Source organism: Bacillus pumilus, from assembly GCF_900186955.1.
GTDB classification, from domain to species: domain Bacteria; phylum Bacillota; class Bacilli; order Bacillales; family Bacillaceae; genus Bacillus; species Bacillus pumilus.
The window spans coordinates 1,741,147-1,767,534 of the sequence record NZ_LT906438.1; the positions used below are offsets into that span (position 1 = coordinate 1,741,147).

28 protein-coding genes are annotated in these 26,388 nt (G+C 40.8%); 20 read left to right on the top strand and 8 right to left on the bottom strand.

What is annotated here, in order from left to right; translation table 11 throughout:
* Positions 1–16: 16 nt before the first annotated feature.
* From CKW02_RS08760 to CKW02_RS08770, 3 genes are all read left to right on the top strand, one after another.
* Positions 17–1,441 (top strand): LutB/LldF family L-lactate oxidation iron-sulfur protein, encoded by a 1,425-nt coding sequence (locus tag CKW02_RS08760; RefSeq protein ID WP_003210898.1) that lies wholly within the window; start codon positions 17–19, stop codon positions 1,439–1,441.
* Complete coding sequence (locus CKW02_RS08765; protein ID WP_034619877.1) at positions 1,438–2,160, top strand: LutC/YkgG family protein; 723 nt, start codon at positions 1,438–1,440, stop codon at positions 2,158–2,160. The genes CKW02_RS08760 and CKW02_RS08765 overlap by 4 nt, the downstream gene beginning before the upstream one ends.
* 144 nt (positions 2,161–2,304) lie before the next feature.
* On the top strand, positions 2,305–3,213 hold the full coding sequence (locus CKW02_RS08770) for a DMT family transporter (RefSeq protein ID WP_003212227.1): 909 nt from the start codon (positions 2,305–2,307) through the stop codon (positions 3,211–3,213).
* 11 nt (positions 3,214–3,224) lie between these two features.
* On the opposite strand, the gene CKW02_RS08775 is transcribed toward CKW02_RS08770, so the two are convergent.
* Positions 3,225–3,416 (bottom strand): TIGR00366 family protein, encoded by a 192-nt coding sequence (locus CKW02_RS08775; RefSeq protein ID WP_003212466.1) that lies wholly within the window; start codon positions 3,414–3,416, stop codon positions 3,225–3,227.
* Positions 3,417–3,526: 110 nt separating this feature from the next.
* On the opposite strand from CKW02_RS08775, the gene CKW02_RS08780 reads away from it, so the two are divergent.
* From CKW02_RS08780 to CKW02_RS08810, 7 genes are all read left to right on the top strand, one after another.
* The gene (locus CKW02_RS08780) at positions 3,527–5,743 is read left to right on the top strand and encodes an RNA ligase (RefSeq protein ID WP_003210920.1); all 2,217 of its coding nucleotides are present in this window, start codon (positions 3,527–3,529) and stop codon (positions 5,741–5,743) included.
* Between the two features lie 64 nt (positions 5,744–5,807).
* Entirely contained in the window at positions 5,808–6,518 is a 711-nt protein-coding gene (locus CKW02_RS08785) for a DUF421 domain-containing protein (RefSeq protein ID WP_003210832.1), read from the top strand.
* A 256-nt stretch (positions 6,519–6,774) separates the two neighbouring features.
* Entirely contained in the window at positions 6,775–7,320 is a 546-nt protein-coding gene (locus tag CKW02_RS08790; protein ID WP_372706123.1) for a TetR/AcrR family transcriptional regulator, read from the top strand.
* Between the two features lie 21 nt (positions 7,321–7,341).
* Positions 7,342–10,485: a bifunctional cytochrome P450/NADPH--P450 reductase gene (locus tag CKW02_RS08795; RefSeq protein ID WP_003211586.1), complete on the top strand. Its 3,144-nt coding sequence runs from the start codon at positions 7,342–7,344 to the stop codon at positions 10,483–10,485.
* 196 nt (positions 10,486–10,681) lie between these two features.
* Positions 10,682–11,590, top strand: coding sequence for a trypsin-like serine peptidase (locus CKW02_RS08800; RefSeq protein ID WP_003212025.1), 909 nt, complete (start codon positions 10,682–10,684; stop codon positions 11,588–11,590).
* A 261-nt stretch (positions 11,591–11,851) separates the two neighbouring features.
* Positions 11,852–12,232, top strand: coding sequence for a NucA/NucB deoxyribonuclease domain-containing protein (locus tag CKW02_RS08805; RefSeq protein ID WP_223251255.1), 381 nt, complete (start codon positions 11,852–11,854; stop codon positions 12,230–12,232).
* Positions 12,233–12,380: 148 nt separating this feature from the next.
* Positions 12,381–13,229: an STAS domain-containing protein gene (locus tag CKW02_RS08810; RefSeq protein WP_003211492.1), complete on the top strand. Its 849-nt coding sequence runs from the start codon at positions 12,381–12,383 to the stop codon at positions 13,227–13,229.
* Between the two features lie 33 nt (positions 13,230–13,262).
* Here the strand turns inward: CKW02_RS08810 and CKW02_RS08815 are convergent, their stop codons facing one another.
* The gene (locus CKW02_RS08815) at positions 13,263–13,805 is read right to left on the bottom strand and encodes a DL-endopeptidase inhibitor IseA (RefSeq protein ID WP_003211360.1); all 543 of its coding nucleotides are present in this window, start codon (positions 13,803–13,805) and stop codon (positions 13,263–13,265) included.
* A 294-nt stretch (positions 13,806–14,099) separates the two neighbouring features.
* On the opposite strand from CKW02_RS08815, the gene CKW02_RS08820 reads away from it, so the two are divergent.
* Entirely contained in the window at positions 14,100–14,534 is a 435-nt protein-coding gene (locus tag CKW02_RS08820) for a hypothetical protein (RefSeq protein ID WP_003212431.1), read from the top strand.
* A gap of 45 nt (positions 14,535–14,579) precedes the next feature.
* Here the strand turns inward: CKW02_RS08820 and lexA are convergent, their stop codons facing one another.
* The gene (gene lexA, locus CKW02_RS08825) at positions 14,580–15,200 is read right to left on the bottom strand and encodes a transcriptional repressor LexA (RefSeq protein WP_003212311.1); all 621 of its coding nucleotides are present in this window, start codon (positions 15,198–15,200) and stop codon (positions 14,580–14,582) included.
* A 159-nt stretch (positions 15,201–15,359) separates the two neighbouring features.
* On the opposite strand from lexA, the gene yneA reads away from it, so the two are divergent.
* The 6 genes from yneA to CKW02_RS08855 all read left to right on the top strand — a co-directional run bounded on the left by yneA (position 15,360) and on the right by CKW02_RS08855 (position 19,775).
* On the top strand, positions 15,360–15,671 hold the full coding sequence (gene yneA / locus CKW02_RS08830; RefSeq protein WP_003211955.1) for a cell division suppressor protein YneA: 312 nt from the start codon (positions 15,360–15,362) through the stop codon (positions 15,669–15,671).
* Between the two features lie 17 nt (positions 15,672–15,688).
* Positions 15,689–16,336 carry a YneB family resolvase-like protein gene (locus tag CKW02_RS08835; protein WP_003211322.1) on the top strand — a complete coding sequence of 216 codons (648 nt, stop codon included), beginning with the start codon at positions 15,689–15,691 and terminating at the stop codon, positions 16,334–16,336.
* A 69-nt stretch (positions 16,337–16,405) separates the two neighbouring features.
* The gene (locus tag CKW02_RS08840; RefSeq protein ID WP_003211509.1) at positions 16,406–16,636 is read left to right on the top strand and encodes a DUF896 domain-containing protein; all 231 of its coding nucleotides are present in this window, start codon (positions 16,406–16,408) and stop codon (positions 16,634–16,636) included.
* Positions 16,637–16,823: 187 nt separating this feature from the next.
* A complete protein-coding gene (gene tkt / locus CKW02_RS08845; protein WP_003211423.1) occupies positions 16,824–18,827 on the top strand; it encodes a transketolase in 2,004 nt (667 codons plus the stop codon).
* 198 nt (positions 18,828–19,025) lie between these two features.
* Entirely contained in the window at positions 19,026–19,472 is a 447-nt protein-coding gene (gene sirA, locus CKW02_RS08850; RefSeq protein WP_003212113.1) for a sporulation inhibitor of replication protein SirA, read from the top strand.
* An 84-nt stretch (positions 19,473–19,556) separates the two neighbouring features.
* Positions 19,557–19,775: a YneF family protein gene (locus CKW02_RS08855; RefSeq protein ID WP_003212379.1), complete on the top strand. Its 219-nt coding sequence runs from the start codon at positions 19,557–19,559 to the stop codon at positions 19,773–19,775.
* Positions 19,776–20,038: 263 nt separating this feature from the next.
* Here the strand turns inward: CKW02_RS08855 and CKW02_RS08860 are convergent, their stop codons facing one another.
* Entirely contained in the window at positions 20,039–20,212 is a 174-nt protein-coding gene (locus CKW02_RS08860; protein WP_371475009.1) for an aspartyl-phosphate phosphatase Spo0E family protein, read from the bottom strand.
* A gap of 208 nt (positions 20,213–20,420) precedes the next feature.
* On the opposite strand from CKW02_RS08860, the gene CKW02_RS08865 reads away from it, so the two are divergent.
* Together CKW02_RS08865 and CKW02_RS08870 are read left to right on the top strand one after the other, a co-directional pair.
* Entirely contained in the window at positions 20,421–21,128 is a 708-nt protein-coding gene (locus CKW02_RS08865; RefSeq protein WP_003211967.1) for a cytochrome c biogenesis CcdA family protein, read from the top strand.
* Positions 21,129–21,222: 94 nt separating this feature from the next.
* A complete protein-coding gene (locus tag CKW02_RS08870; protein ID WP_034619875.1) occupies positions 21,223–21,705 on the top strand; it encodes a CcdC family protein in 483 nt (160 codons plus the stop codon).
* A 172-nt stretch (positions 21,706–21,877) separates the two neighbouring features.
* On the opposite strand, the gene CKW02_RS08875 is transcribed toward CKW02_RS08870, so the two are convergent.
* The 4 genes from CKW02_RS08875 to sspO all read right to left on the bottom strand — a co-directional run bounded on the left by CKW02_RS08875 (position 21,878) and on the right by sspO (position 23,380).
* Positions 21,878–22,306 carry a DUF2621 domain-containing protein gene (locus CKW02_RS08875; protein ID WP_003211039.1) on the bottom strand — a complete coding sequence of 143 codons (429 nt, stop codon included), beginning with the start codon at positions 22,304–22,306 and terminating at the stop codon, positions 21,878–21,880.
* Between the two features lie 260 nt (positions 22,307–22,566).
* A complete protein-coding gene (locus CKW02_RS08880; protein ID WP_003211633.1) occupies positions 22,567–22,968 on the bottom strand; it encodes an Hsp20/alpha crystallin family protein in 402 nt (133 codons plus the stop codon).
* A gap of 102 nt (positions 22,969–23,070) precedes the next feature.
* Positions 23,071–23,217 carry a small acid-soluble spore protein P gene (locus CKW02_RS08885; protein ID WP_003211331.1) on the bottom strand — a complete coding sequence of 49 codons (147 nt, stop codon included), beginning with the start codon at positions 23,215–23,217 and terminating at the stop codon, positions 23,071–23,073.
* A 16-nt stretch (positions 23,218–23,233) separates the two neighbouring features.
* Positions 23,234–23,380, bottom strand: a complete 147-nt coding sequence (gene sspO, locus CKW02_RS08890) for a small acid-soluble spore protein SspO (protein ID WP_003210995.1) — start codon at positions 23,378–23,380, stop codon at positions 23,234–23,236.
* Between the two features lie 220 nt (positions 23,381–23,600).
* Between sspO and acnA the strand changes: the two genes are divergently transcribed.
* A complete protein-coding gene (gene acnA, locus CKW02_RS08895) occupies positions 23,601–26,330 on the top strand; it encodes an aconitate hydratase AcnA (RefSeq protein ID WP_003212077.1) in 2,730 nt (909 codons plus the stop codon).
* Positions 26,331–26,388 lie beyond the last annotated feature (58 nt).

Genomic DNA, 26,388 nt, shown 5'->3' on the forward strand with positions numbered 1-26,388 from the left:
AGAGGGGGAACGGCACATGAGTATGAAAATTGGAGAGAAGGCCTTTAAAGAACGAATCGGGGAAGGGTTAGAAGATAAAGTCATGAGAGGGGCTGTTTCCTCAGCACAGGAACGCCTGTATGAAAGGCGGCTAGCTGCGAGCGAAGAGCTTGGCAACTGGGAAAAGTGGCGTGAGCTTGGCGAGGAAATCCGCCAGCATACGCTGACGCATCTTGATGACTACTTATACCAATTAAGTGAAAGTGTTAGTGCACGCGGGGGACATGTCTTTTTTGCAAAAACAAAGGAAGAGGCATCGGCGTATATTCAACATGTGGCACAGAAAAAGGCGGCCCAAAAGATCGTTAAATCAAAATCAATGGTCACAGAAGAAATTGAAATGAATCAAGCCCTTGAAGAGATCGGCTGTGAGGTGGTGGAAAGCGATCTTGGCGAGTATATTCTGCAAGTAGATGATCATGAACCTCCTTCACATATTGTGGCACCTGCTCTTCATATGACGAAAGAACAAATACGAGAAGTCTTTCACGAAAAGCTCGGATATGAGATGTCAGAGACACCTGAAGATATGACGAGTTTTGTGAGAGCCATCTTACGTGAAAAGTTCCTCGAAGCAGATATTGGTGTCACCGGCTGTAATTTTGCTGTCGCCAATACAGGTTCCATTTGCCTTGTGACAAATGAAGGGAATGCGGATCTTGTCACGGCTATCCCGAAGACACATATCGCCGTTATGGGCATGGAACGGATTGTTCCAACGATGGAGGAGCTGGATGTCCTCGTTGGTCTTTTGTGCAGAAGTGCAGTCGGTCAGAAATTAACGAGTTACATTTCTGTCGTTGGACCAAAAGGAGAAGAAGAAGTGGATGGACCAGAAGAATTTCACTTGGTCATTGTGGACAATGGGCGGTCCAATATATTAGGTACTGCCTTTCAGCCTGTTCTCCAATGTATCAGGTGCGCAGCCTGCATCAATGTGTGCCCAGTTTACCGGCATGTGGGCGGACATTCATACGGATCGATTTATCCGGGGCCAATTGGTGCTGTTTTATCGCCGCTTCTTGGCGGCTATGATGACTACCAAGAGCTCCCCTTTGCATCCAGCCTTTGCGCGGCCTGCACAGATGCTTGTCCAGTAAAGATCCCGCTTCACGAGTTATTAATAAAACATCGTCAAGTCATCGTGGAAAAAGAGGGGAGAGCGTCTAAAGCTGAAATGATGGCGATGAAAATGTTCGGAATGGGCGCTTCGACTCCCGGGATGTATCAATTCGGAACAAAAGCAGCTCCTGTATTGATGAATCGTATGGCTTCAAACGGACAGATTTCAAAAGGAATAGGTCCTTTAAAGAATTGGACAGATATTCGTGACCTGCCAGCTCCAAGTAAAGAAAGATTCAGGGATTGGTTTAAAAAGAGACAGAAGGAGGAACAGTGGTGAAGGGAACCATTTCTCACCGAGAATCGTTTTTAGCTCATATCCGTAAGCAATTAGGGAAGGATTCCTCCTCGTCTGCATCTATTCAGCGTCCAGCTTGGAAGCATCAAGTTCAGTGGGAAACAAACGGACTTTTGTCTAAAGAAGAGCTAGTCGAGCAATTGAAGGTGCAATGTCAACGAATTCATACAAGAGTGGTCGAAACAACACCAGAGGAAGCGCCCTCTGTATTACGATCATTGATGACAGAGTATGGAGAGGGTTCTGTGATGACATCGGGCGATCATCGTTTTGAACAATATGGATTTTATCCGATGTTTGACAGCTTGCAGCACGAAGGATTCGCAGTCACCAGCTGGAATGCTGAGGCTTCAAGGGAAGAAAATATCAGGCTGGCAGAACAAGCGGCGTATTCGGTTGTATTCAGTGATTACACCTTAGCAGAATCAGGGACAGTCGTCCTTTCATCCCATCAGGGCCAAGGAAGAGCGCTCCATTTTTTACCGATGATGTATATCGTGTGTATCGAAAAAAGCACGGTGGTTCCGCGGATGATTCAAGCTGTTTCGGCTCTTAATCGCTCGGTAGAAGAGGGAGAGCAGGCGAAAGGTGCGATTCATTTCATATCAGGTCCGAGTAACTCTGCGGATATTGAGATGAATTTAGTGGTAGGTGTTCATGGTCCAGTTCGGGCCGTTTATCTATTGATAGATGATGAGTAGGGCTTTCGAGATGAAAAACTTTTTTCATGCAAAAAAAGCGTACATAAGTTTTAAAATCATCTTGCCTCTAGCGGATTGGACATAGTAAGATGACGACATACAAGATGAACTTCTCATCTACTGCTGATGTAAAGGAAGCTGCTTATGGACATGAAGTCAACTGCTCAAAAGAAATCAATTGCACTACCGCTTGTGATTTCAATTATTGCCATTTCGTTTTCTGCTATCATTGTGAAATGGTCAAATGCACCTGCTGCTATTTTAAGCATGTATCGAATGATCTTTGCCGCGATTTTTATGCTGCCGTTTATCCTGCCACGAAAAAAAGAATTTCTCTCGATTCAGCGAAGAGATTGGTTTTTCTTATGTATGTCAGGCTTCTTTTTAGGACTCCATTTTGTGTTGTGGTTTGGCTCACTGAAGCTGACGACTGTGGCAAGCTCTACTATTATCATCGCCCTTCAGCCGATGGTCTCCTTATTAGGCGGCTTTCTCTTTTTCCGTGAACGAACCACGCTGCCTGCACTCTTGACGATGTGTGCCGCAATTGTTGGTGCACTTATGATTGGGTGGGGAGACATAGGTCATAGCCAGGAAGCCATCCTAGGAGACATTTTATCCTTTTTAAGTGTGATCGCGGTTGTTTGTTATTTATTAATAGGTCAACAGGCTGTCAGAAAGATATCTCATTGGATTTATAGTTTTTGTGTGTTTGGTTTTGCCGGTCTTTTTTTAATTTTATTCAATTTGATTCAGCAAACGCCTTTTACAGGCTATCCGGGTAAAGAGTGGGGAATCTTTTTATTGCTTGCGATCATTCCCACCATGTCTCATGTCATTAATAATTGGCTTTTAACCTATGTCAATGCCACAACCATTTCAATGAGTATCCTTGGCGAACCTGTTGGGGCCACGATTCTTGCTGTATGGCTGCTTGGAGAGAAAGTCACGCTGCTCCAAATGTGTGGCGGTTTTCTTGTCCTTTTAGGCGTCTTTTTCTTTTTGATGCAGCAGCGGCAAGGGATTTTGATGAAACAAAAAAAATCCGGTTAAATTCCGGATTTTTACTCTTTTAAATCGTTTTTTTCAATCACTTTGTTCAATCTTTCCTCAACCTTCTTCAATTCCATTCGTTTTCTTCTGATCATTCGAAAAGCGATGACAATGATCGTCACGATAGCAGCAATGAATAGAAGAGAGAACACTTGAAATAGAAGATCACCAATATTAAATGCGATATTCTCCCCATTAGACATACGTAAAACCTCCCTTTCTATCTATATATTACCATAATTGATAAAAGATTGAGATTTATCCATCATTTATCTATAATAGGTAAAATATCACTTATTAAAGGAGAACCAATATGAGAACTTTAGTCCTTTTACGAGGTCTCCCAGGCGTAGGGAAATCAACTTGGATCAAAGCCCAAGGCTTAGAGCCTTACACATTATCAGCGGATCAGATTCGTCTTTTGACCCAGCCTCCGCAGTTATCTGTCAATGGGAAACCAGAAATTTCAAGCAAGCATGACCACAAAGTCTGGTCTTTATTATTTGAATTGCTTACAGCACGTATGGAACGCGGAGACTTTACTGTGATTGATGCCACGCATATTTCAAGCAAATCGATATCTCAATATAAATCGCTGGCCACATCGTATCGTTACAGGGTGTATGTCGTCGATTTCACGCAGGTGCCGCTTGAAACAGCTCTATTGCAAAATCGCTCACGGGAAGCTCACAAAGTTGTGCGGGAGTCTGTTTTATATCAAATGAATGAGCGGTTAAAAACAGAAAAGGTCCCATCATGGGTGACTGTCTTGCAGCCTGAGAAATATCCGCAAGTGATGACCTATCAGCCTCGATCCTTCGATCAATATGAGGCCATTCATGTTTTTGGAGATATTCACGGCTGTCATACCGCTCTGACCACCTATTTGCAAGGAGATATTAAAGAAAATGAACTTTATATCTTTGCAGGTGATTTGCTTGATAGAGGCATAGAAAACAAGGAAGTATTAGAATGGATGCTCGCACATAGAGAATGCCGGAATGTCATCGTGATTGAGGGAAATCATGATCAGCATTTATACCGGTTTGCACATGGTGAAAAAGTAAGAAGTAATATGTTTAACCGGCATACTGCACCTGAGATTGAAGCAGCAGACTTTGATTTAAAAGAAGTACGAAAGTTTGTCAGGACATTTCATCAGCTTACTTATTTTACGTACCATGGCAAGACATTTCTTGTTACCCACGGGGGGCTTGCTCATTTGCCAGAAGAGCTATTGCATGTCTCAACACAGCAGCTCATCCACGGTGTAGGTGAATATTCAGATGACATTGATCACTTGTTTGTTCAAAATACTGCTGGATTAGATGTCATTCAAATTCACGGGCATCGCAATTTATACAGGCTGCCTACTCAAGCAGCGGAAAGGTCTTATAATCTAGAAGGCCAGGTTGAATTCGGGGGACAGCTGAGGGTGTTGAAAATCACAGCTGACGGGATTGAGACTCATGAAATTGACAACCCAATCTATAGAGCTTCTGAGAAAAAACCATCAGCCGCTATTCAACCAGATATCTCACTAGATGACTTTTTAGCTCACTTAGATCAGCATGAGTATGTACAGGAATTAAAGCTTCCGCACCATATTTCATCTTTTAATTTTACGAAAAAAGCGTTTAGTGAACGGCAGTGGGATGATGTGAATGTGAAGGCAAGAGGTTTGTTTGTCAATATGGTGTCAAAGCAGATTGTTTCAAGAAGCTACAACAAATTTTTTAACATTGATGAGCGTCCGGAGACAAAAATGCATCATCTAGTAAACCACCTTCAATTTCCTGTCACCGTCTATGATAAAGCAAATGGATATTTAGGGACGGTTGGGTATAACGAAATGGAAGATGAATTGGTGTTTACGTCCAAATCGTATACATCTCATGTGAAACAAAATCAGCATGCTTCCTGGGTCGAGGAGTTATTCTATCAGACCTTCGGAGACGTGCAGGTCGACTACATCAAATCATACGTACGTGACCACAATGCATCTCTTGTGTTTGAAGTCATTTTGCCAGAGAAAGACCCACATATTATCACATATGATCATGATCAACTCATTTTGCTTGATATAGTGAAGCGTCAGCTAAGCTATGAAAAGGCACCATTTACTGAAGTGAAAAGAGTAAGCGAACAGCTTGGAATATCCAGCAAGCAGGAAGTGGCTGTGTTCCATGATTGGACGTCTTTTTATAAATGGTATCAGGCCGTTTCTCATGACGACTCGATCAAAGAAGAGGGATATGTCATTGAGGATGATCGCGGCTTGATGACCAAGCTCAAACTTCCTTATTATCAATTCTGGAAACAGATGCGCGCGATCAAACAACGCGTTGCAGAGAAGCGTTCCACGCAAAAATATATGAAGGCATTGCAAACAGCAGAGCAAGCTAGATTTTATACGTGGCTTCTTGAGCAAGATGCCCATGTTGTGAGAAATAGCTCCATTATCGAGCTGCGCTCACAATTTGAGCAAAGCGATGCTGCCCAGTTGAATAAGGATGGAATAAATGCATAGTCTAAAATGGAGTCTTTTCTAAGGAAAAGGCTTTTTTTGATGCAATTGAAAGGTGGACCCTGACATGCCTGACCACATTGAAGTCATTTTACGGACGATGTTTGCTTTTGCGATTTTATTTGGCGGAGCACGTCTTCTTGGAAAGCAAACCATTGCTCAAATGAATATTTTTGATTTTATAGCAGCCATCAGCTTAGGTTCAATTGCGGCGAGTCTCGCGTTTAATACAACGCTTCCATTTCATCACACGACGATTTCCTTTGTCACGCTTGTCATGATCATTTATGTGATTTCACTGATTGCTTTAAGGAGCCGGAAATTGAGAGGTTTTATGGCTGGTAAACCAACCCTTGTCATACAAAATGGCAAAATTCTTGAAGAGAATATGAAGGGAATGAGGTATACCCTTGATTATTTAAATCAGCAGCTGAGAGAAAAAGACATTTTTGATATTAGCGAAGTTGAATTTGCTATGATTGAAACAGATGGGCATATGTCAGTGAAAAAATATCCTTCATTTGAAAATGTCACTCGAAAGGATCTTCAATTGTATATGAAGGCAGAGGGCTACATGCCGATCGAAGTGATCATGGACGGAAAGCTCATTTTGAAAAACATTCAAGAAAATCAATTAACAGTGGAGTGGATAGATGAAGAGCTTAAGAAAAGGCAGCTCTCCTTAAAGGACATTGTATACGCAGTCCGTTCAAGTAATGGCAGCTTATATATTGATACATATGACGACCACATTCACTCTCCGATTGATCAAGAATGAAGTATAGTGCTGAGGTCACCCACGTGACACATATCTGTCAATTTTTCTAAGTCCTTTGGATGCTGTCTGACTAGGCATCATTTCTTAATTATTATTATTTTCAGAAAATGTGATGACGGAAAAAAATAAATGTGTTTAAGTGTATATAGAATAAATTAAAATATTAATATAATATGCAACATGCGGAATGAACGTTCATTCCTAAAGAGGAGGAGGGGATGAAGTGCCAGCAGTGACTGATAAACAAGAACAGATCATGAAGGCTTCACTAGACTTATTTATTGAACGGGGCTTTGATGGCACCACGATGCCGATGATTTCTAAAAGAGCAAACGTCGGAGCAGGAACCATTTACCGATATTTCGACAGCAAAGAGGCACTCGTCAATATTTTGTATCAGCGTAGCCTTTCTGCTTTTATCGAAAAAATGAACACAAACAGTCCAGATCCAAAGGCGAGTATTCGGGCGTACTTTAAGCATGTATTTTATTGCTTGGTTTTATTTACAAAGGAGAATCCAAGCGGGCTATATTTCTTAGAAATTGATAAGCGATCTCATTACTTAGACGAGACGAGCAAAGAGAAAATGCAGCATTTGTTACATGAGCTATTCCTTATCTTTGAAGAAGGGAAAAAGGATGGGATTCATCCAAATCTTTCAGGTAGAACCATTCTATCGATTGTATTTGGTGCCTTTGTACAGCTGCATAAACAAATTCTTGCAGAAGAAATAGAGCCAACGATTGAATTTCTAGAGGACATTGAACAATGTTTATGGCGCGCCATTAGCGTTGCTTCTTAATGATATAAAGGGAGTGGGCACATGCAACAAACATCAATCATTCCAAAACCAAAAACATACGGACCTTTTAAAAATATTCCCCATATAAAAAAGGGGGAGCTTTCTCAAACCTTTTGGAGGCTAGCAGATGAATTAGGACCGATCTTTCAGTTTGAATTTTCAAAAGCAACAAGTATTTTTGTTTCTAATCATGAACTTTTCCAAGAAATATGTGATGAGAGCCGTTTTGATAAATACATTGGGACTAGTCTCAATAAAGTAAGAGCATTTGCAGGGGATGGGTTATTTACGAGCTGGACAGAAGAACCGAACTGGAGAAAGGCTCACCACATCTTGATGCCGGCGTTTAGTCAGCAGGCCATGAAGGGCTATCATGAAATGATGCTCGATATTGCCACACAGCTTGTACAAAAATGGCAAAGAACAGGCCGTGATGAAGAAATTGAAGTAGCAGAGGATATGACAAAGCTTACTTTAGATACGATCGGACTTTGTGGTTTTGATTTCAGGTTTAACAGTTTTTATAAAGAAAATCAGCATCCATTCATCGAAAGTATGGTGAATGGTTTAAGCGAAGCGATGGATCAGGCGAGCCGGTTGCCGGTTGCAGATAAGCTAATGATCAAAAGAAGAAAAAAATTTGAAGAAAATGTCGATTTTATGAAGCAATTAGTAGATGACATTATTCAAGAACGGAAAAAACAAGATAAAACGGGCGATGATTTACTGTCCCTCATGCTGCATGCAAAGGACCCTGAAACAGGAGAGCGCCTGTCAGATGAAAATATTCGCTATCAAATTATTACCTTCTTAATAGCTGGGCACGAAACAACAAGCGGGCTACTATCCTTTGCGATTTATTTCTTATTAAAGAATCCTGAAAAATTAAAGAAAGCCGTCCAAGAAGCAGATGATGTACTGCAAGGCGGACTGCCAACATTTAAGCAGGTACAAAAACTAAATTACACTCGTATGGTTTTAAATGAATCTCTTCGCCTCTGGCCAACAGCGCCTACGTTCTCTCTTTATGCGAAAGAGGACACCGTCATCGGAGGGAAATATTCGATTGAAAAGAACCAAAGTGTCTCCGTGCTGCTACCTAAGTTACATCGCGATCAAGCGGTATGGGGAGAGGATGCGGAAGAATTTAAACCAGAGCGGTTTCTACACCCTGAAAAGATCCCGCAGCATGCCTACAAGCCTTTTGGGAATGGACAGCGTGCATGTATTGGCATGCAATTCGCTCTTCATGAAGCCACAATGGTACTGGCAATGGTCCTGCACAACCTGGAATTGATTGATCACACATCATATGAACTTGATTTAAAAGAATCTCTGACGATTAAGCCAAACGATTTTAAAATCAAAGTGCGGCCAAGGAAGCAGCAACTCTTTATGGTACCACCGAAAGAAGAGACGAAAAAAAGCACCACAACTGATGAGTCTAAAGTGAAGAGTCATGGTACACCACTGCTTGTTTTATATGGATCAAATCTTGGCACGGCGCAGCAAATCGCAAACGAATTGGCTGAAGAAGGAAAAGCAAAAGGGTTTGATGTGACCACTGCTCCGCTTGATGACTATACACGCCAATTACCAGATAAGGGTGCAGTCTTTATCGTGACCGCTTCATATAATGGACATCCGCCTGACCATGCGAAAAAATTTGTGGATTGGGTCACGCAGGAGAAAGAGCAGGATTTAACAAACGTGACGTTTGCTGTGTTTGGATGCGGAGATCGAAATTGGGCGAGTACGTACCAGCGTATTCCTCGTCTCATTGATGAAGCACTTGAAAGAAAAGGTGCGAAGCGTGCAGCTGATTTAGGAGAAGGTGATGCAGGCGGAGATATGGATGAGGATAAAGAAGCATTTCAGAAAACGGTCTTCAAGCAGCTCGCAAAAGAATTTCAGCTCACCTTCCAAGAGAAAGGGAAGGAAAACCCAAAACTATCAGTTGCTTATACAAATGAGCTAGTAGAACGTCCTGTGGCGAAAACATATGGTGCCTTTTCAGCTGTTGTACTGAAAAATGAAGAATTACAATCTGAAAAAAGTGAGCGGCAAACAAGACATATAGAGCTGCAATTGCCTGAAGGGAAAAAGTACAAAGAAGGGGATCATATCGGAATTGTTCCGAAAAATAGTGATGCACTCGTTCAGCGGGTGATCAATCGCTTCAATCTAGATCCTAAGCAGCACATCAAGCTTTATTCTGAGAAAAAAGCAAATCATTTACCTTTAGATCAGCCGATTCAAATGAGAGAATTACTTGCGTCGCATGTTGAGCTTCAAGAGCCTGCAACACGTACGCAGCTAAGAGAGCTCGCCGCATATACAGTTTGTCCGCCTCACCGCGTGGAGCTTGAGCAAATGGCTGGTGAAGCGTATCAAGAAGCTATTTTAAAGAAACGAGTAACCATGCTTGACTTACTAGATCAATATGAAGCATGTGAGCTGTCATTTGTGCACTTTTTAGCACTTTTACCAGGTTTGAAGCCGCGCTATTATTCTATTTCTAGCTCACCAAAGGTCGATGAAAAAAGAGTCAGTATCACAGTGGCGGTTGTGAAAGGGAAAGCGTGGAGCGGCCGCGGAGAATATGCCGGAGTCGCATCAAACTATTTATGTGGTCTGAAGGAAGGTGAAGAAGTCGCCTGCTTCCTCCACGAAGCGCAGGCAGGATTCCAGCTGCCGCCTTCATCTGAAGTACCGATGATCATGATCGGACCGGGTACAGGAATCGCTCCATTTAGAGGGTTTGTTCAGGCAAGAGAAGTATGGCAGAAGGAAGGCAAACCACTAGGCGAAGCTCACCTATATTTTGGCTGCCGTCACCCTCATGAAGATGATCTGTATTTTGAAGAAATGCAGCTTGCAGCGCAAAAAGGAGTTGTCCACATCCACCGGGCTTATTCTCGTCACAAAGAGCAAAAAGTATATGTTCAGCATTTGTTGAAAGAAGACGGCGGCATGTTAATCAAGTTACTTGACCAAGGTGCGTATCTTTACGTGTGCGGGGACGGAAAAGTCATGGCACCAGATGTAGAGGCTACACTGATCGACCTCTATCAACACGAGAAACAATGCTCGAAGGAAGCAGCTGAAAATTGGCTGACAACCCTTGCGAATAATAATAGATATGTAAAAGATGTATGGAGCTGACAAGAGGGAAGACCGCCAATTAGGCGGTTTTTTCTGTTTCATCAAGAGAGGTGAGATCGATAGAATGAAAGTTTGAAAGATACAAAACACCTAATTTGAAAATGAAATATTTTGTAAAAAATAAGAATATTCTCTCATTTACTCCAATATGGAACAATCGTATCATTTTTGATAAAGGACATAAAGGAGGAATATGATGAAAAAGGTGAAAATGTTACTCCCTTCTCTACTCGTTTTTGGTGCTTTAAGTGTGCCTAGTTTTGCCCATGCCGCATCGGATTCAGTATTAACATCTGATTATGACATGGTGACTTCTGATGGAAAGGTGATCTCTTCAAGTGATTTCCACAATGATACGAAATCCCCCTCATCCTTTGATAAAGTGGATGATCTATCTTCAACTGTTGGTGAAAAAGTAAAACCACTATCAAAATATGTAAAGGACTTTCAAACTAAAGTCGTCATTGGAGACGACGGTAGAACAAAAGTAGCAAACACAAGAGTAGCACCATATAATTCAATTGCTTATATTACATTTGGCGGCTCAAGCTGTACGGGGACACTCATTGCCCCTAACAAAATTTTGACAAACGGACACTGCGTGTACAATACAGCATCAAGAAGTTATAGTGCAAAAGGATCGGTGTATCCAGGGATGAATGATAGCACTGCGGTAAATGGGTCAGCGAATATGACAGAGTTCTATGTACCAAGCGGATATATCAATACAGGTGCGAGCCAATATGATTTTGCCGTGATCAAAACAGATACGAACATTGGCAATACAGTCGGTTACCGTTCCATCCGTCAGGTGACAAACTTAACTGGAACAACGATTAAAATTTCTGGATATCCAGGTGATAAAATGAGATCGACTGGCAAGGTGTCGCAGTGGGAGATGTCAGGTCCTGTGACAAGAGAAGATACGAATCTCGCATACTATACGATTGATACATTTAGCGGAAATTCAGGCTCAGCGATGCTAGATCAAAATCAGCAAATCGTTGGGGTTCATAACGCAGGGTATTCAAACGGAACGATTAATGGCGGTCCAAAAGCGACAGCTGCCTTTGTTGAATTTATCAACTATGCAAAAGCGCAATAAAAGCTAGAACATAAAGCTTGTTTCCTTCATAGGGGACAAGCTTTTTTATGTGGATACAAGTGTCTATCTGTCTATGCTTGAAAGATTCATTGAGTTCTAGCCTCTTCATTTTTTTCACATGTCATTCGTGAACAACTCATACATTAAAATGACACATTTCCTTTATGTCAAGATTCTACTTGAGAAAAATGAGGAGGTCACGCATTTTTGAAGATGAGAAGAGGCTGGATTACTGCTGTCGCCTTATGCTTTGTGATATGGATGGGCACGCTATTAGGTGGATTTGGGGAGGAACATGCGGCAAAAGGTGCCGATCGATATGATCATGTCATTCAATTTCCAAAGGAACGGTACCCTGAAACAGGCAGTCATATTCAAGAAGCCATTCGAAAAGGGCATTCAGATGTGTGTACGATAGACCGAAATGGAGCAGATGCCCGCAGGCAAGAATCATTAAAAGGCATTCCGACAAAACCTGGCTTTGACCGGGATGAGTGGCCGATGGCGGTTTGTCTTGAGGGAGGAAAAGGCGCAAGCGTTCAATATGTCAGTCCATCTGATAATAGGGGAGCAGGCTCATGGGTCGGGCACCAAATCAGCGGATTTCCTGATGGGAAAAGAATATTATTCATTGTGAAATAAATCTGAGGAAAAGGCACCCCTCAATCGGGTGCCTTTTTTTTATATGATCAGAGCGTATCCGAGCTGGCAGGGAAAAAAGATTCAGTGGTACAATCAATCTATAAGGTACAAAGACTGACAAGAAGAAAATGTGAAGGGACATTTGCTTATGGATAAGAACCGTGCATTATACGATTTTTTTATGCAGCATGCAGAGAAGTTGACTGAAACATGGTATGAATCAATTGAGGACGATGATCCAGAATCCATATACCGTTCAACAGATTCCAGCATCATATCAGAGCTAAAACGGCAAAATCAAGATTATTACCAGCATTTTATACGTGCTCTTATTGAAGACAAGACGTATTTACATACTGAGTTTAAAAAGTGGTCTGAAGACTTAGCCAGTGACCCAAAGCATTTAAACACACCATTAGATTATGTTGTGAGAGAATACATGTCCAATCAAAGAGTGGTCCTTCATTACTTAAAAGAATTTATTAAACAGCGTCAAGATGAAATTGATATTGACCGCATCTTTTATTGGTATGATTTAATTTCAGAGGCGTTTAATATTTCCATTCATATGTTCATCCAGCAATATGTGAAAAATACAACGAGGAAGCTCGTGGCACAAAGAGACATGATTTACGAGCTGAGCTCACCTGTCATTGTCTTAAAAAGTTATATTGCGTTATTGCCGTTAGTAGGTGATATTGATACAGCGAGAGCAAAGATTATTTTAGAAAATACGCTAAAACAGTGCTCACAAAAAGGTGTACAGCATTTATGTATTGATTTATCGGGCGTTGTCATTATTGATACAATGGTGGCTCATCAAATCTTTGATCTTGTCACATCACTTCGGTTAATTGGAGTAGAGACAACTATTTCAGGAATCAGACCAGAAATTGCCCAAACCGCTGTGCAGCTCGGGCTTCCTTTTAATGAATTTCGCACGGCATCATCACTTGCTCACGCCTTAGACCGCATGACTGAATTTACTTCAATATAAAAACCAGGCCGATTGAATGGCCTGGTTTTTTATTTAGATAACAGCGTCAATTTTTGTGACTTTCCAATCTTTTTGTCCTTTTTCGAACGTAACCGTTCTTTGTACTTTGCGTCCATCAAGTGTTGGGACAGTGAATTCATATGTGCGGACTGTTTGTTTTTTAGAGACAAGTTTAGGTGTCGCTTTATCCCAATTAAGCATATTGTCTCCGTCGCCGACTGGAACAGCCATTTTGCCTTTATGAACAATGAACTGGTAGTCTTTTAAACCTTGATTGATGGCTTCTTTTGTGAAAACTTGAGATAGGTAGCTGTTTAGTTTTTTCTTTGTATCAAATGTTTTAGAAAGATAGTTGTAAGTCATGTCTTTATAGCTAAATGATTTTAATTTGTAATCAGAATGTTCATTAATTTTGTAGCCTGACATCGCACTCCAAAAGTGTTCCCGTGCATCAAGGGCAATATGTAACGCTTCTTTATTTGTCAAAGTGGCTGGTTTTTTAGAAGCGGCCAATGTTGTAGATTGTAATGAGATCATAAGCATAATAGCAGTTAATAAAACGAATAATTTTTTCAAGGCGATTGCCTCCTTTTCTCAATGAAAACTTCTTATGTTACAAATGTTACAATAATTACAGTGATATTACAAGTATTAAATCTAAATGTTTTTTATTTCTTTTCTTTCTATATATATAACGTTTGAGGGTGGCAAAAAGTTTTCATTTTTTTATTTTTTCTTTATATCTACTATTTAACCGTTCTAAAGAAGAACAAAACGTTTTTTGGAAAAGTTTCTGTTTGGACGTTCAACACGCTTTTTCATTTATGACATATACTATCGTGATGAATGTCTAAGAAAGTGGTGTTGAATATGTATTATCCGTATGAAGGTATGTGGAATGGGTACTCATATGATAGGCAGATGCAAGGTTGGCCGTCGCTCCCTTCTCAAGTTGGAGGATTTCCAGGGTTTCCAATCGGAGGAGGAGGCACTGGGCCCGGATCTAGTGGATCAGCCCCGCCAGCCCCACCACAGCATATCGTTTCGCAATATCAGCAAGCATTATCACAGCCTCAAAGCATGCAGTCACTTATTTCAGGGCAAACAGGTGGAGGTCAGCAATCGGTTCAATTTGCGGCGGGATGTAATAGAAGGTGGACGATTGTGTTTATGAGAAACGGTCAAGTATTTTTAATGTATGTTCTATCTTCACAGCCTTTCGGGAGAACAACTGGCTTTATTTGGCCGAACTTTACATTTGGTTCCTTCCCAAGCTCGAGTATTCTTGCCTATTCTTGTTCATAAAAAAAAGCCGGTTCTCATCATTAACTGATGAAATACCGGCTTTTTTTAGTGAATATTTCTAAATACGCCAATCACTTTACCTAGTATACTTACATTCTGTAAAATAATCGGTTCCATAGATGGATTTTCTGGCTGTAATCTAAAGTGTGTATCTTCTTTATAGAAACGTTTCACTGTCGCTTCATCTTCCTCTGTCATGGCGACGACAATATCTCCATTGTTAGCAGTGCTTTGCTGACGCACAATGACATAGTCCTTGTCCAAAATTCCTGCGTCAATCATACTTTCTCCCATAATTTCAAGCATAAATACTTGTTCATCTGGTGCTGCAAAAGTCTCTGGAAGAGGGAAGTACTCTTCTACATTCTCAACAGCCGTAATAGGCAGGCCTGCTGTTACTTTTCCGATGACTGGTACGTTCATTACAGCACTCTTTGGAATATTCATTTCCTCTTCATCTAGTACTTCGATCGCTCTAGGTTTTGTCGGGTCTCTTCTAATTAAGCCCTTCGTTTCTAGTCTAGCTAAATGTCCATGAACCGTTGAACTGGATGCTAGACCGACAGCTTCTCCAATTTCACGAACGGATGGGGGATAGCCCTTGCTTTTTACTTCTTCTTTGATGAATGTCAGGATATCGAGTTGTCTTTTTGATAGCTTCGTCATCTTTTGCACCTCAAAACGTCAATTTTAAAGAAATTATAGCATGTTTTTCCTAACAGTACAAACATAGGTTCGAAAAAAACGTTTGACAGAAACGTTTGTTCGTATTTATAATAAGTGTCAGAAAGAACGAACACACATTCTATTAGGAGAGATGACATTATGAGGTTAAAAGAATCTATTATTTTTATTGGGGTATTCTCATTCATCGTTGGCATATTTCTCTCACTTATTGCAGTCACAAGCCATAATGATCCAAATCAGTATGTTAAAATAGAAGTTCAATCAGGGGATACTCTTTGGGGGTTAGCTGATCAAGTAAACGACAGCAAATCAATCGATAAAAATGCGTTTATTGACTGGGTCACTCAGCACAACGATCTTGCTTCAACAGAAATCCAGCCTGGTGACATCCTTGTCATACCAGTCAAAAAAGAGCATCCAGTCGTATATCAACTTGCAACAGTACAGTAGAAAGGTCGATTGAAGACATGAATGCAATCATCTATGCGAGAGTAAGCACTGTCAAAGAAGAGCAGGAAACCTCGCTGAAGAGACAAGAAGAAGAATTGCTAGCTTTAGCTGCTATGCACAAGATGAATGTGGTTAAAGTCATTAAAGAAAAAGCAAGCGGGTATGATCTAGATCGCGATGGTGTGTTTGATATGCTAGCTACACTAAAAGAAGAGTCAATTGATGCTGTTCTTATCCAGGATGAAACACGTCTCGGAAGAGGACAAGCAAAAATTGCGCTTCTTCATTGTCTTTTTAAAGAGAATGTAAAGGTGTACAGTACGTTTCATAGAGGCGAACTTGAGCTTTCAGAAGCAGATGAAATGGTGATTGAGATCGTAGGAGTCGTTGAAGAGTATCAACGAAAAATTCATAACCTGAAAATCAAGCGGGGAATGAGAAGAGCCGTTGAACGAGGGTATCAGCCCGAACTGAATTTAAAACAGCAGGATCATGCGCCTGGTCGTGAGCGTATTGAAGTGCCGATTTCAGAAATTGTTCGATTAAGAAAAAATAACATGACCTTCGCAGAAATCGCAGCAACTCTTCAGGCACTAGGTTTCGACATTTCAAAAGCAACGGTCCATAGAAGGTATCAAGAATATGAAAAAGGTCTGACCACCTAAAGCTTGATTTGTTGTCAAAATGATTGATATTTAGTAGTATGTAGAGAAAATGCTTTAAAGGAGTTAGTCATGATTTCTAAAAATCAGCTTGCAAGAATCAATGAGCTTTCAAAAAAGTCAAAAGAGACCGGTTTGTCAGACGCTGAAAAAACAGAACAAAAGCAATTAAGAGAAGAGTATTTAAAAGCTTTTCGTTCTTCTATGAAAAATACACTTAAAACCGTGAAAATCGTTGACCCTGAAGGAAACGATGTCACACCAGAAAAATTAAAAAGAGAAAGAGATCAAAACCTTCATTAAGTTTTCGGTTTCTTGAATTTTGAAAAGATGGGAAGGATATTCTCATCTTTTTTCATATTTGCATAACTTTTTAGGTGATCGATAAACTAAATGTGACAAAATCACTCTTTTTCAGCGTGAAATAGTTGTGAAAAAAGGACAGTAGATTTATGATAATGGTGTACACAAGATACGGAAGGGGATTTATATGGAAACGATTGAATTGAAATCTATTGCAACAATACGTACTCTCTCCATAGACGCAATTGAAAAAGCGAATTCCGGCCACCCTGGAATGCCGATGGGTGCTGCACCAATGGCATACGCTTTATGGACGAATCACTTAAACGTAAGTCCGCAAAACCCAAATTGGTTTAACAGAGACCGTTTTGTATTATCTGCGGGACATGGTTCTATGCTTCTATATAGCATGCTTCATTTAAGCGGATACAACTTGAGCATCGATGATCTAAAACAATTCCGCCAATGGGGTAGCAAAACACCTGGACATCCTGAATTTGGACATACAGAGGGCGTCGATGCTACAACAGGTCCTTTAGGACAGGGGATTGCCATGGCAGTTGGTATGGCACTTGCAGAAAGACATCTTGCGGAAACGTATAACAAAGACAACTTTAATGTTGTAGATCACTATACATACAGCATTTGCGGAGATGGAGACTTAATGGAGGGAATTTCCTCTGAAGCTGCTTCCCTTGCTGGTCATTTAGGCTTAGGCCGTTTAATTGTCCTTTATGATTCAAATGATATTTCTTTAGATGGCGACCTAGATCGTTCATTCTCTGAAAATGTGAAGAATCGTTTTGAAGCGATGAACTGGGAAGTTCTTTATGTGAAAGACGGCAACAACATTGAAGAAGTGACGGCTGCTATCAAAAAGGCAAAACAAAGCACAGACAGACCTACACTGATTGAAGTGAAAACAACAATCGGTTTCGGATCGCCAAACCGTGCAGGAACTTCTGGTGTGCATGGTGCACCACTTGGCAGCGACGAAGCCAAGCTGACGAAGGAAGCTTACTCTTGGACGTTTGAAGAAGATTTCCATGTACCTTCTGAAGTGTACGATCATTTCAAAGAAGCTGTAAAAGACGCTGGTCAGAAAAAAGAAGCAGCTTGGAATGAATTATTTGCGCAATATGAAAAAGAATACCCTGAGCTTGCAGCTCAATTGCAGCTTGCGATTGAAGGAAAGCTTCCTGAGAATTGGGATCAAGAGGTTCCTGTTTATGAAGCAGGTTCAAGTCTTGCCTCCCGCGCTTCTTCAGGCGAAGTATTAAATGGCATTGCGAAGCAAGTACCTTTCTTCATTGGCGGGTCTGCTGACCTTGCAGGTTCAAACAAAACAACGATTAAAAACACAGACGATTTTGGTAAAGATCATTATGCTGGTAAGAACATTTGGTTCGGCGTCAGAGAATTTGCAATGGGTGCCGCGTTAAACGGTATGGCGCTTCACGGCGGCCTTCGTGTATTCGGCGGAACGTTCTTTGTTTTCTCAGATTACTTAAGACCAGCGATTCGTCTTGCTGCCTTAATGGGACTTCCAGTTACTTATGTCTTTACTCATGACAGTATCGCTGTTGGTGAAGATGGTCCGACGCATGAACCGGTTGAACAGCTTGCTTCATTACGTGCGATGCCGAACCTTTCTGTCATTCGCCCTGCGGATGGAAACGAAACAGCTGCAGCGTGGAAACTTGCTGTATCTTCAACGGATAAACCGACAGCACTAGTTCTGACTCGTCAAAACCTTCCAACGATTGACCAAGCACCTGAGAAGGCGTATGAGGGAGTAGAAAAGGGTGGATACGTCGTCGTTGAAGCTGCTGATGCGCAGCCAGAAGCACTTCTACTCGCATCTGGATCTGAAGTCGGTTTAGCGATTGAAGCGCAAAAAGCACTTGAGAAAGAAGGAATCCGCGCGTCTGTTGTCAGTCTTCCTGCATGGGATCGTTTCGATCAGCAGTCAGACGAATACAAAGAATCAGTCCTTCCTACAGCAGTGCGGGCTCGTATTGCGATTGAAATGGGGGCTTCACTTGGCTGGGAGCGTTACACTGGTCTTGATGGTGACGTAATTGCCATTGATAAATTTGGCGCTTCTGCACCTGGTGAAACCATTATTGAGAAATACGGCTTTACGGTCAGCAATGTCGTCAGCCGTGTGAAAGCGAAGCTGAACAAATAACGAAGTCTCCAAGCATCATGCTTTTTTTCATCTGTTTGCAGAGCATTTTCATCCGCTCTGCAAACTTTTTTCTTTTTTCTTGTTTTTTTGACAAAACTAGTTTCTTCTTGCTTCATATATAGACAATTCTTTCTTTCACATTTTTGTATAATACAAGCAATATACGAGATTGACGAAATGTGAAAGGAAGGGATAGACATGGAACGCCATTATTATATTTATTGGATTGAGGATGAATTTGCGCATCATTATTTTGGCAGAGAATCAATTTTGTTTCATTTGTTTGAGTCGTTACACTGGACGAACCGCACGGAAGATGAATTGGTGATGCTTGTGAAACAAGTGGATTACGTGACGAAACGAATCCCTGCTTTTCATATGCATCAGCGATTAATGAACAACTTAACGAACGTTCACTATACACAAATTGGCTCGATATACAGCGCTTCCTTACCTGATGGAAAAGGAACGGCTGCATTTATCATAAAAGATCGTTATATCCAAATGTCTGCCACCGGTAGTTATGAAGCAGAAGCAGTGTTTTTTGAAGTGCTGAGAAAAATTAGTCCTTGCTTCCTTGCGATGGACTTCGGTTCAAAGAAGCACGGGTGGCTCAATCCGGTAAAAGTGAGGAATTTTGTTTAAAAAAATAAAATTGAACGTGAAATGTTGTATAATAGCCTTTTGTTTAGTACACTTTATACGAGACAACATGAAGGAGGAAGAATTATGGATTTATGGGTTGTCATCCTTGTAGGCGTTGTTGCACTGCTTGCAGGAGTTGCACTCGGATTCTTTATTGCTCGTAAGTATATGATGAGCTACTTGAAAAAGAATCCACCAATTAATGAACAAATGCTTCGAATGATGATGATGCAAATGGGCATGAAACCGTCCCAGAAGAAAATCAATCAAATGATGAAAGCCATGAACAACCAAGCGAAATAATACGTACGATATTATGATCATAGATGGAACATGGTTATAAAGAATGGACAAGCGTTGTCCTTTCTTTATTGAATTCACCTTCATCAGACGCTTTAAAACCACTGTACTTGCCTAAATGAAGCAGGGAAGGTGGTTTTTATTTTGGCGTCAGCTTCCTGTAAAAAAACAAAAACCCCTGTTATCAGAGGTTTTTGTTTCGTTTATGGTCACACATATCAACTGTTCTAAAAATCGTGCAGCATGATAAATATCATGAGATATGATTAGTTGGCTGAGTTTGAGTGTAAGTGTCGTTGATATTGTAAGAGGAGATGATCTAGCTGCTGGCTATGTTCGATGGTCACTGTTGATGTCATCCCATTGTGCATCACAACTTTCATCAGCTCTTCTCTTTTTTCTTCGATTTGAGTTAATAATGATGTTTTTACCAAAGTCATGTTCCTTTCATGCAAATCTTGATAAAAAGAATCGATTCTATTATATCCATTTTCAGGTTTATTTTCAAATTTAAAGGATTCGTTATCTCGATGTCAAATTAAATTATATAAGGTTTTAAGAGAATAGACCATCTTTATTGAGAGGATGTAAAAAAAATGAAATGATTTTGTCATCTCTTATTGTATATTGTAAGAAGGGGGTGTTCTTTTGACAGATTTGAATTACTTTTTAGCTTTCGGAGCAGGATTCCTTTCTTTTATCTCACCGTGCTGTCTGCCGCTTTATCCAGCGTTTTTATCTTATATTACGGGCGTTAGTATGGATGAAGTGAAATCTGAGAAGGTGATGCTGAGAAGAAGAAGTCTGCTTCATACCTTATTCTTTTTAATTGGTTTCTCTATTATCTTTATTGCGATAGGCTTTGGGACATCGTTTGTTGGGAAGTTTTTTGATGATTACCATCAAGCGATTCGCCAGGTTGGAGCTATCCTCATTATTTTCTTTGGTTTTATGACGCTTGGTGTATTTCAGCCTTCTTTCCTCATGGGCGAAAAGAGAATGCAGTTCAAAAACCGACCTGCTGGTTTTTTTGGATCGATTCTCATTGGAATGGGCTTTGCCGCTGGTTGGACACCTTGTACAGGACCTATTTTATCTGCTGTTATCGCACTGGCGAGTAACAATCCTGAGTCGGCTGTGCCTTATATGATGGCGTATGTATTTGGATTTGGCGTTCCATTTTTTGTCCTCTCCTTTTTCATTACGAAAATGGCGTGGATCAGAAAGCGTCAGCAGCTCATCATGAAAATTGGCGGGATCATTATGATTGTGGTAGGGATATTGCTGTTCTTTGATCTTCTCACATGGATTATCATCATGTTCTCATCCTTGTTTGGCGGATTTACAGGCTTTTGAAATCGTTTTCTACAGTCGCGGCGAATGGTTTTTTTTCGTCAATTGGAGTATATTATACATAGGCTGACCTTAAAGAATAAAGGAATGATTTGATATGATGGTCTTAATCTCTTCTATAATTGCAATATGTATGGCGGTAGCCGTCATGTTTATTCGCATTAAGTCATCTGCGAAACCGGCAACCGCGAAAAAAATTATATTACCTCCTATTTTTATGAGCACTGGTGCACTGATGTTTTTTGTTCCAATGTTTCAGGTAACTGGGGCTGAATTTCTTGAAGCGATCACAGTGGGGATGTTTTTCTCCATCTTTTTAATCAAAACATCGAAGTTTGAAATTAGAGGGAACGAGATTTACTTAAAGCGGTCAAAAGCATTTGTATTTATTCTCATTGGACTTCTTGTTCTTCGTATCGGGATGAAGACGATCCTGAGTTCTTCTATTGATTATGGCTCTCTAAGCGGAATGTTTTGGATACTTGCCTTTGGCATGATTGTACCTTGGCGCGTTGCCATGTATTTGTCGTTTAGAAAGCTGTCTAAGCAATTAGATCCGCAGCAGGTTCAAATGAATTAAACCCAGATTGTTGACAATGGGCTAAAATGATCTTTATTTTAGCCCTTTGTCTTCTTTCTTTTCAGTGTGATAGAAAACCTTTGAAGTCTAGGAAGGGTGAGCACCAGCGCACAGGACTGACAAAGAATGCGAGGGGTTTTCTACACGCTGAACCTCCTTTTTATAAAGGAGGTTATTTTAATAATGCTTCATATGGCGTATGATCGATGTTTTTTTCTTGAAGGCGCTTCAATAAAAACTTATGATCACGCTTTGGTGTAGCGATAATATAGCCGCGAATGATTAAGTCTAAATTAATGCTCGCAGCTTGTTCTTTTAAAGCCAGTTCGCCAATTTTTCCTGCAATTTTTTCTTTGGCGACATCTCTAAACAGCTCTGGAACAGGTAATACAAGCTCATTTAAAAGCTGTTTGTCTTCTTCCCGCCATAGGTGGAGGCTCCTTTGAATATATTCATCCTGCCAATCAAGCTCTGATTTCCCATCTTCCTTCGGCAATCGTTTTAAAAATTTGCGAAACATAAAAAAGCCACCGATTGCGAGTAATCCGATCATCACCGTACCCCAAAATAAAATGAACCACAAAAACCAGCCGCTTAACATGTTCTCACTCCTTATACCCCTCGTCTCTCTATCTTATTTTACATGAAGCGATGATAGAAGAAAATAACAAAAATGTATGTCTCTCATCTCTATGAACGCCTTTTTTCATTCATAACTGCCCATTTACTAGAAAGACCCAAACCATCTAGTAGAAAAAGAATACCTTATCATATAGCGACTCTACTATTTGGCCATGGTGGTTCGCAAAAGGTATTGACTTGACACGAACGGAAGAGAGCCCACCAAATGAAGGTGGGCTCTTAATGTTTGAAGTGCGGGATTTGAAAGGAAAATGCCTCGCGTGGATGGTCGGAACTTTTTTTAATTCTTATCGAAATGATTCGGTTTTCGTATTCTGTTTCAATCTCTTTGTCGTTCAAATAAAAAGGGAGCATGACACTTTTTTCAATTGGCTGTTCGCCTTCAACATTTTGCTTTTGTACCGTGCAACAGAGAGTCAGCTCATGTCCAGCGAAGGTCAGCTTTACATCGGTGATCGATAGGGTGGAGACATCAATCTCAATAATATAATCACGGCTTGTTTCATAAAGGTCAATTGGGAGGTGTTCATCATACCAGGCAAATGGATCATCCATTAAAACATTGAGCCAATCATCTATTTCTAGAAAATCAGAGGAATTCGATTGCTTTTCATTCTCCATAGACACTCCTCCATCACATCTCATAATAAATGATATGTTGAGAACTGAAATGTGTGAAAGACCTAAAACATCCCGTTTTGCCACGGGATGAGAGGAGAATGTTTACATATCGTGATGAGAATTGTGCTTTTGTCTTGTATGGTTGCGGTTTTTTACTTTTTTACTGCCTGATAATGGCTCAGGCTGTCCGCCCTGATGCTCCTTAGGCGAGTTTTGACGGATGTCTTTTCCTGTGTTTTTATTCGTCATGATGCTTGCTCCTTTCCTATTGGTTTTTTTTACGTTTTTTATTGTTTTGTCTTTGTTCTTCTGTTAAAACGAGTTGGTCATTTTCAATATAGCCTGCACCATTACCTTGGCTTTTGGCTGCATTCATGCCGTCAATCACATGATTTGCTTTACGTTTTGTCATGTTCTATCACCTCAATTGTAGTATGAACCTGCCCCGCTTCGTTTATGAAGAGTAATCATTTCCTAGTGATAAGATAAACTTATTGAATTTAATAAAAGCATTGTTATTTACTTATGTATGAATTTGTTTTAAGATGAAATTGTGAGAAAATTGTGGTGAAATACGACGATTTTTCTGAGAATTGAAATTGATCTTGATCATCAAAAGGGGGATTTTGGATATGTCGAAACAGCAGCAAGTCGCTAAACAAGACGCTTTTCAATCTAGAAAAACGTTTTCGACAAATGGGAAAACGTATCACTATTATTCGTTAGAAGCACTAGAGAAACAAGGAATCGGAAATGTTTCTAAGCTGCCTTATTCCATTAAGGTACTTTTAGAATCAGTGCTTCGCCAAGTAGACGGTAGAGTGATCAAAAAGGAACACGTTGAAAACTTGGCAAAATGGGGAACTGCCGAGGTAAAAGAAATTGATGTTCCATTTAAACCTTCTCGTGTTATTTTACAAGACTTCACGGGTGTACCAGCCGTCGTTGACCTTGCTTCATTAAGAAAAGCAATGGCAGATGTAGGTGGGGATCCGGATAAAATCAACCCTGAAATTCCAGTTGACCTTGTTATTGATCACTCAGTACAAGTTGATAAAGCTGGAACTGAAGATGCATTAAATATTAACATGGATTTAGAATTCGAACGTAACGCAGAGCGTTATAACTTCCTTAGCTGGGCAAAGAAAGCGTTTAATAACTATCAAGCTGTTCCGCCTGCAACAGGGATTGTTCACCAAGTAAACTTAGAGTACCTTGCAAGTGTTGTTCATGCGATTGAAGAAGATGGCGAGATCATCACTTACCCAGATACATTGGTTGGTACTGACTCTCATACAACCATGATCAACGGGATCGGCGTACTTGGATGGGGCGTTGGCGGTATTGAAGCGGAAGCTGGTATGCTCGGTCAGCCTTCATACTTCCCAGTACCAGAAGTCATTGGTGCTAAATTAGTTGGAGAGCTTCCAAACGGAACGACTGCAACTGACCTTGCATTAAAAGTGACACAAGTTCTGCGTGAAAAAGGCGTGGTCAACAAGTTCGTTGAGTTCTTCGGACCAGGTGTTGCACAGCTGCCGTTAGCAGATCGTGCAACGATTGCGAATATGGCGCCTGAATACGGGGCTACTTGCGGATTCTTCCCAGTAGATGAGGAAGCTCTTGCTTACCTTCGCCTTACTGGACGTGATGAAGAGCAAATTAATATCGTTGAAGAATATTCTCGCGCAAATGGCTTATTCTATACGCCAGATGTAGAGGACCCAATTTTTACGGATGTTGTGGAAATTGATCTTTCTAAAATTGAATCAAACTTATCTGGTCCAAAGCGTCCACAAGATTTGATTCCACTTTCAGAAATGAAAGAGACGTTCCATCAGCACATCGAAAGCCCAGCCGGTAACCAAGGGTTTGGATTAGAAAAATCAGAGCTGGATAAACAAATTGAATTTGATCTAGCAAATGGTGAAAAAGCTGTGATGAAGACAGGTGCGATTGCGATTGCAGCGATTACGAGCTGTACGAATACATCAAACCCTTACGTCTTAATCGGAGCAGGTCTTGTTGCGAAGAAAGCAAGTGAGCTTGGCATGAAGGTGCCAAACTACGTGAAAACGTCACTAGCGCCAGGTTCTAAGGTTGTGACAGGATACCTCGTGAACTCAGGACTTCTTCCATACTTAAGAGACCTTGGATTTAACATCGTTGGGTATGGCTGTACAACATGTATCGGTAACTCAGGACCGCTTGCGCAAGAAATTGAGGATGCTGTCTCTGAAAATGATCTGCTGATCACTTCTGTTTTATCAGGTAACCGTAACTTTGAAGGACGTATCCATCCGCTTGTAAAAGGAAACTACCTCGCATCTCCACCATTAGTTGTGGCATATGCACTTGCTGGTACGGTCAATATCGATTTAACAAAAGACCCTATCGGTGTGGATAAAAACGGTGAGAACGTTTATTTCAATGACATTTGGCCATCAATGGACGAAATCAACAGTGTCGTGAAAAGCACAGTCACACCTGAACTCTTCCGTTCAGAGTATGAAACTGTATTTGACAGCAATGACCGCTGGAATGAAATTAAAACGACAGATGATGCTTTGTATAAATGGGATGAAAATTCCACATACATTGATAACCCGCCATTCTTTGAAAACTTATCAGTTGAGCCTGGTAAAGTTGAACCGCTTAAAGGCTTGCGCGTCGTTGCCAAGTTCGGTGACTCTGTGACAACTGACCATATTTCTCCTGCTGGAGCGATTGGTAAAGACACACCTGCGGGTAAATACTTGCAAGAAAGAGGCGTATCTCCTAGAGACTTTAACTCATATGGATCTCGCCGTGGTAACCACCATGTCATGATGAGAGGTACTTTTGCAAACATCCGTATTAAGAACCAAATCGCACCAGGAACAGAAGGCGGATATACAACGTACTGGCCAACTGGTGAAGTGACATCCATTTATGATGCATGCATGCGTTATAAAGAGGATGGCACAGGTCTTGCGATCTTAGCAGGTAAAGACTACGGAATGGGTTCTTCCCGTGACTGGGCTGCCAAAGGAACAAACCTTCTTGGAATTAAATTCGTTCTAGCTGAAAGCTTTGAGCGTATCCACAGAAGTAACCTTGTCTTCATGGGTGTACTTCCTTTACAGTTTAAAGACGGAGAAAGTGCAGAAACTTATGGACTAACAGGAACAGAAACATTTGAAGTTGAAGTTGATGAAACAGTTCGTCCACGTGATCTTGTCACTGTGAAAGCAATTGATACAGATGGCAATGAGAAAACATTTGAAGTGGTTGTTCGCTTTGACAGTGAAGTCGAAATTGACTACTATCGTCATGGTGGTATCCTTCAAATGGTACTTCGTGAAAAATTGGCAAGCAACTAATACTCATACAGCAAAGAAGAGAAGGCGCTTAGACAGCTTTCTCTTCTTTTTTAAAATA

Coding starts and splice junctions, on each gene's coding strand:
- CKW02_RS08775 (WP_003212466.1), bottom strand. CDS start 3,416: ATGTCTAATGGGGAGAATATCGCATTTAATATTGGTGATCTTCTATTT.
- CKW02_RS08855 (WP_003212379.1), top strand. CDS start 19,557: ATGGATTTATGGGTTGTCATCCTTGTAGGCGTTGTTGCACTGCTTGCA.
- CKW02_RS08810 (WP_003211492.1), top strand. CDS start 12,381: ATGGATAAGAACCGTGCATTATACGATTTTTTTATGCAGCATGCAGAG.
- CKW02_RS08760 (WP_003210898.1), top strand. CDS start 17: ATGAGTATGAAAATTGGAGAGAAGGCCTTTAAAGAACGAATCGGGGAA.
- CKW02_RS08875 (WP_003211039.1), bottom strand. CDS start 22,306: ATGTTAAGCGGCTGGTTTTTGTGGTTCATTTTATTTTGGGGTACGGTG.
- CKW02_RS08835 (WP_003211322.1), top strand. CDS start 15,689: ATGAATGCAATCATCTATGCGAGAGTAAGCACTGTCAAAGAAGAGCAG.
- CKW02_RS08820 (WP_003212431.1), top strand. CDS start 14,100: ATGTATTATCCGTATGAAGGTATGTGGAATGGGTACTCATATGATAGG.
- acnA (WP_003212077.1), top strand. CDS start 23,601: ATGTCGAAACAGCAGCAAGTCGCTAAACAAGACGCTTTTCAATCTAGA.
- sirA (WP_003212113.1), top strand. CDS start 19,026: ATGGAACGCCATTATTATATTTATTGGATTGAGGATGAATTTGCGCAT.
- CKW02_RS08780 (WP_003210920.1), top strand. CDS start 3,527: ATGAGAACTTTAGTCCTTTTACGAGGTCTCCCAGGCGTAGGGAAATCA.
- CKW02_RS08800 (WP_003212025.1), top strand. CDS start 10,682: ATGAAAAAGGTGAAAATGTTACTCCCTTCTCTACTCGTTTTTGGTGCT.
- CKW02_RS08885 (WP_003211331.1), bottom strand. CDS start 23,217: ATGACGAATAAAAACACAGGAAAAGACATCCGTCAAAACTCGCCTAAG.
- CKW02_RS08770 (WP_003212227.1), top strand. CDS start 2,305: ATGGACATGAAGTCAACTGCTCAAAAGAAATCAATTGCACTACCGCTT.
- CKW02_RS08785 (WP_003210832.1), top strand. CDS start 5,808: ATGCCTGACCACATTGAAGTCATTTTACGGACGATGTTTGCTTTTGCG.
- yneA (WP_003211955.1), top strand. CDS start 15,360: ATGAGGTTAAAAGAATCTATTATTTTTATTGGGGTATTCTCATTCATC.
- CKW02_RS08860 (WP_371475009.1), bottom strand. CDS start 20,212: ATGACTTTGGTAAAAACATCATTATTAACTCAAATCGAAGAAAAAAGA.
- CKW02_RS08880 (WP_003211633.1), bottom strand. CDS start 22,968: ATGGAGAATGAAAAGCAATCGAATTCCTCTGATTTTCTAGAAATAGAT.
- CKW02_RS08870 (WP_034619875.1), top strand. CDS start 21,223: ATGATGGTCTTAATCTCTTCTATAATTGCAATATGTATGGCGGTAGCC.
- CKW02_RS08790 (WP_372706123.1), top strand. CDS start 6,775: ATGAAGGCTTCACTAGACTTATTTATTGAACGGGGCTTTGATGGCACC.
- CKW02_RS08840 (WP_003211509.1), top strand. CDS start 16,406: ATGATTTCTAAAAATCAGCTTGCAAGAATCAATGAGCTTTCAAAAAAG.
- CKW02_RS08805 (WP_223251255.1), top strand. CDS start 11,852: ATGGGCACGCTATTAGGTGGATTTGGGGAGGAACATGCGGCAAAAGGT.
- CKW02_RS08795 (WP_003211586.1), top strand. CDS start 7,342: ATGCAACAAACATCAATCATTCCAAAACCAAAAACATACGGACCTTTT.
- lexA (WP_003212311.1), bottom strand. CDS start 15,200: ATGACGAAGCTATCAAAAAGACAACTCGATATCCTGACATTCATCAAA.
- sspO (WP_003210995.1), bottom strand. CDS start 23,380: ATGACAAAACGTAAAGCAAATCATGTGATTGACGGCATGAATGCAGCC.
- tkt (WP_003211423.1), top strand. CDS start 16,824: ATGGAAACGATTGAATTGAAATCTATTGCAACAATACGTACTCTCTCC.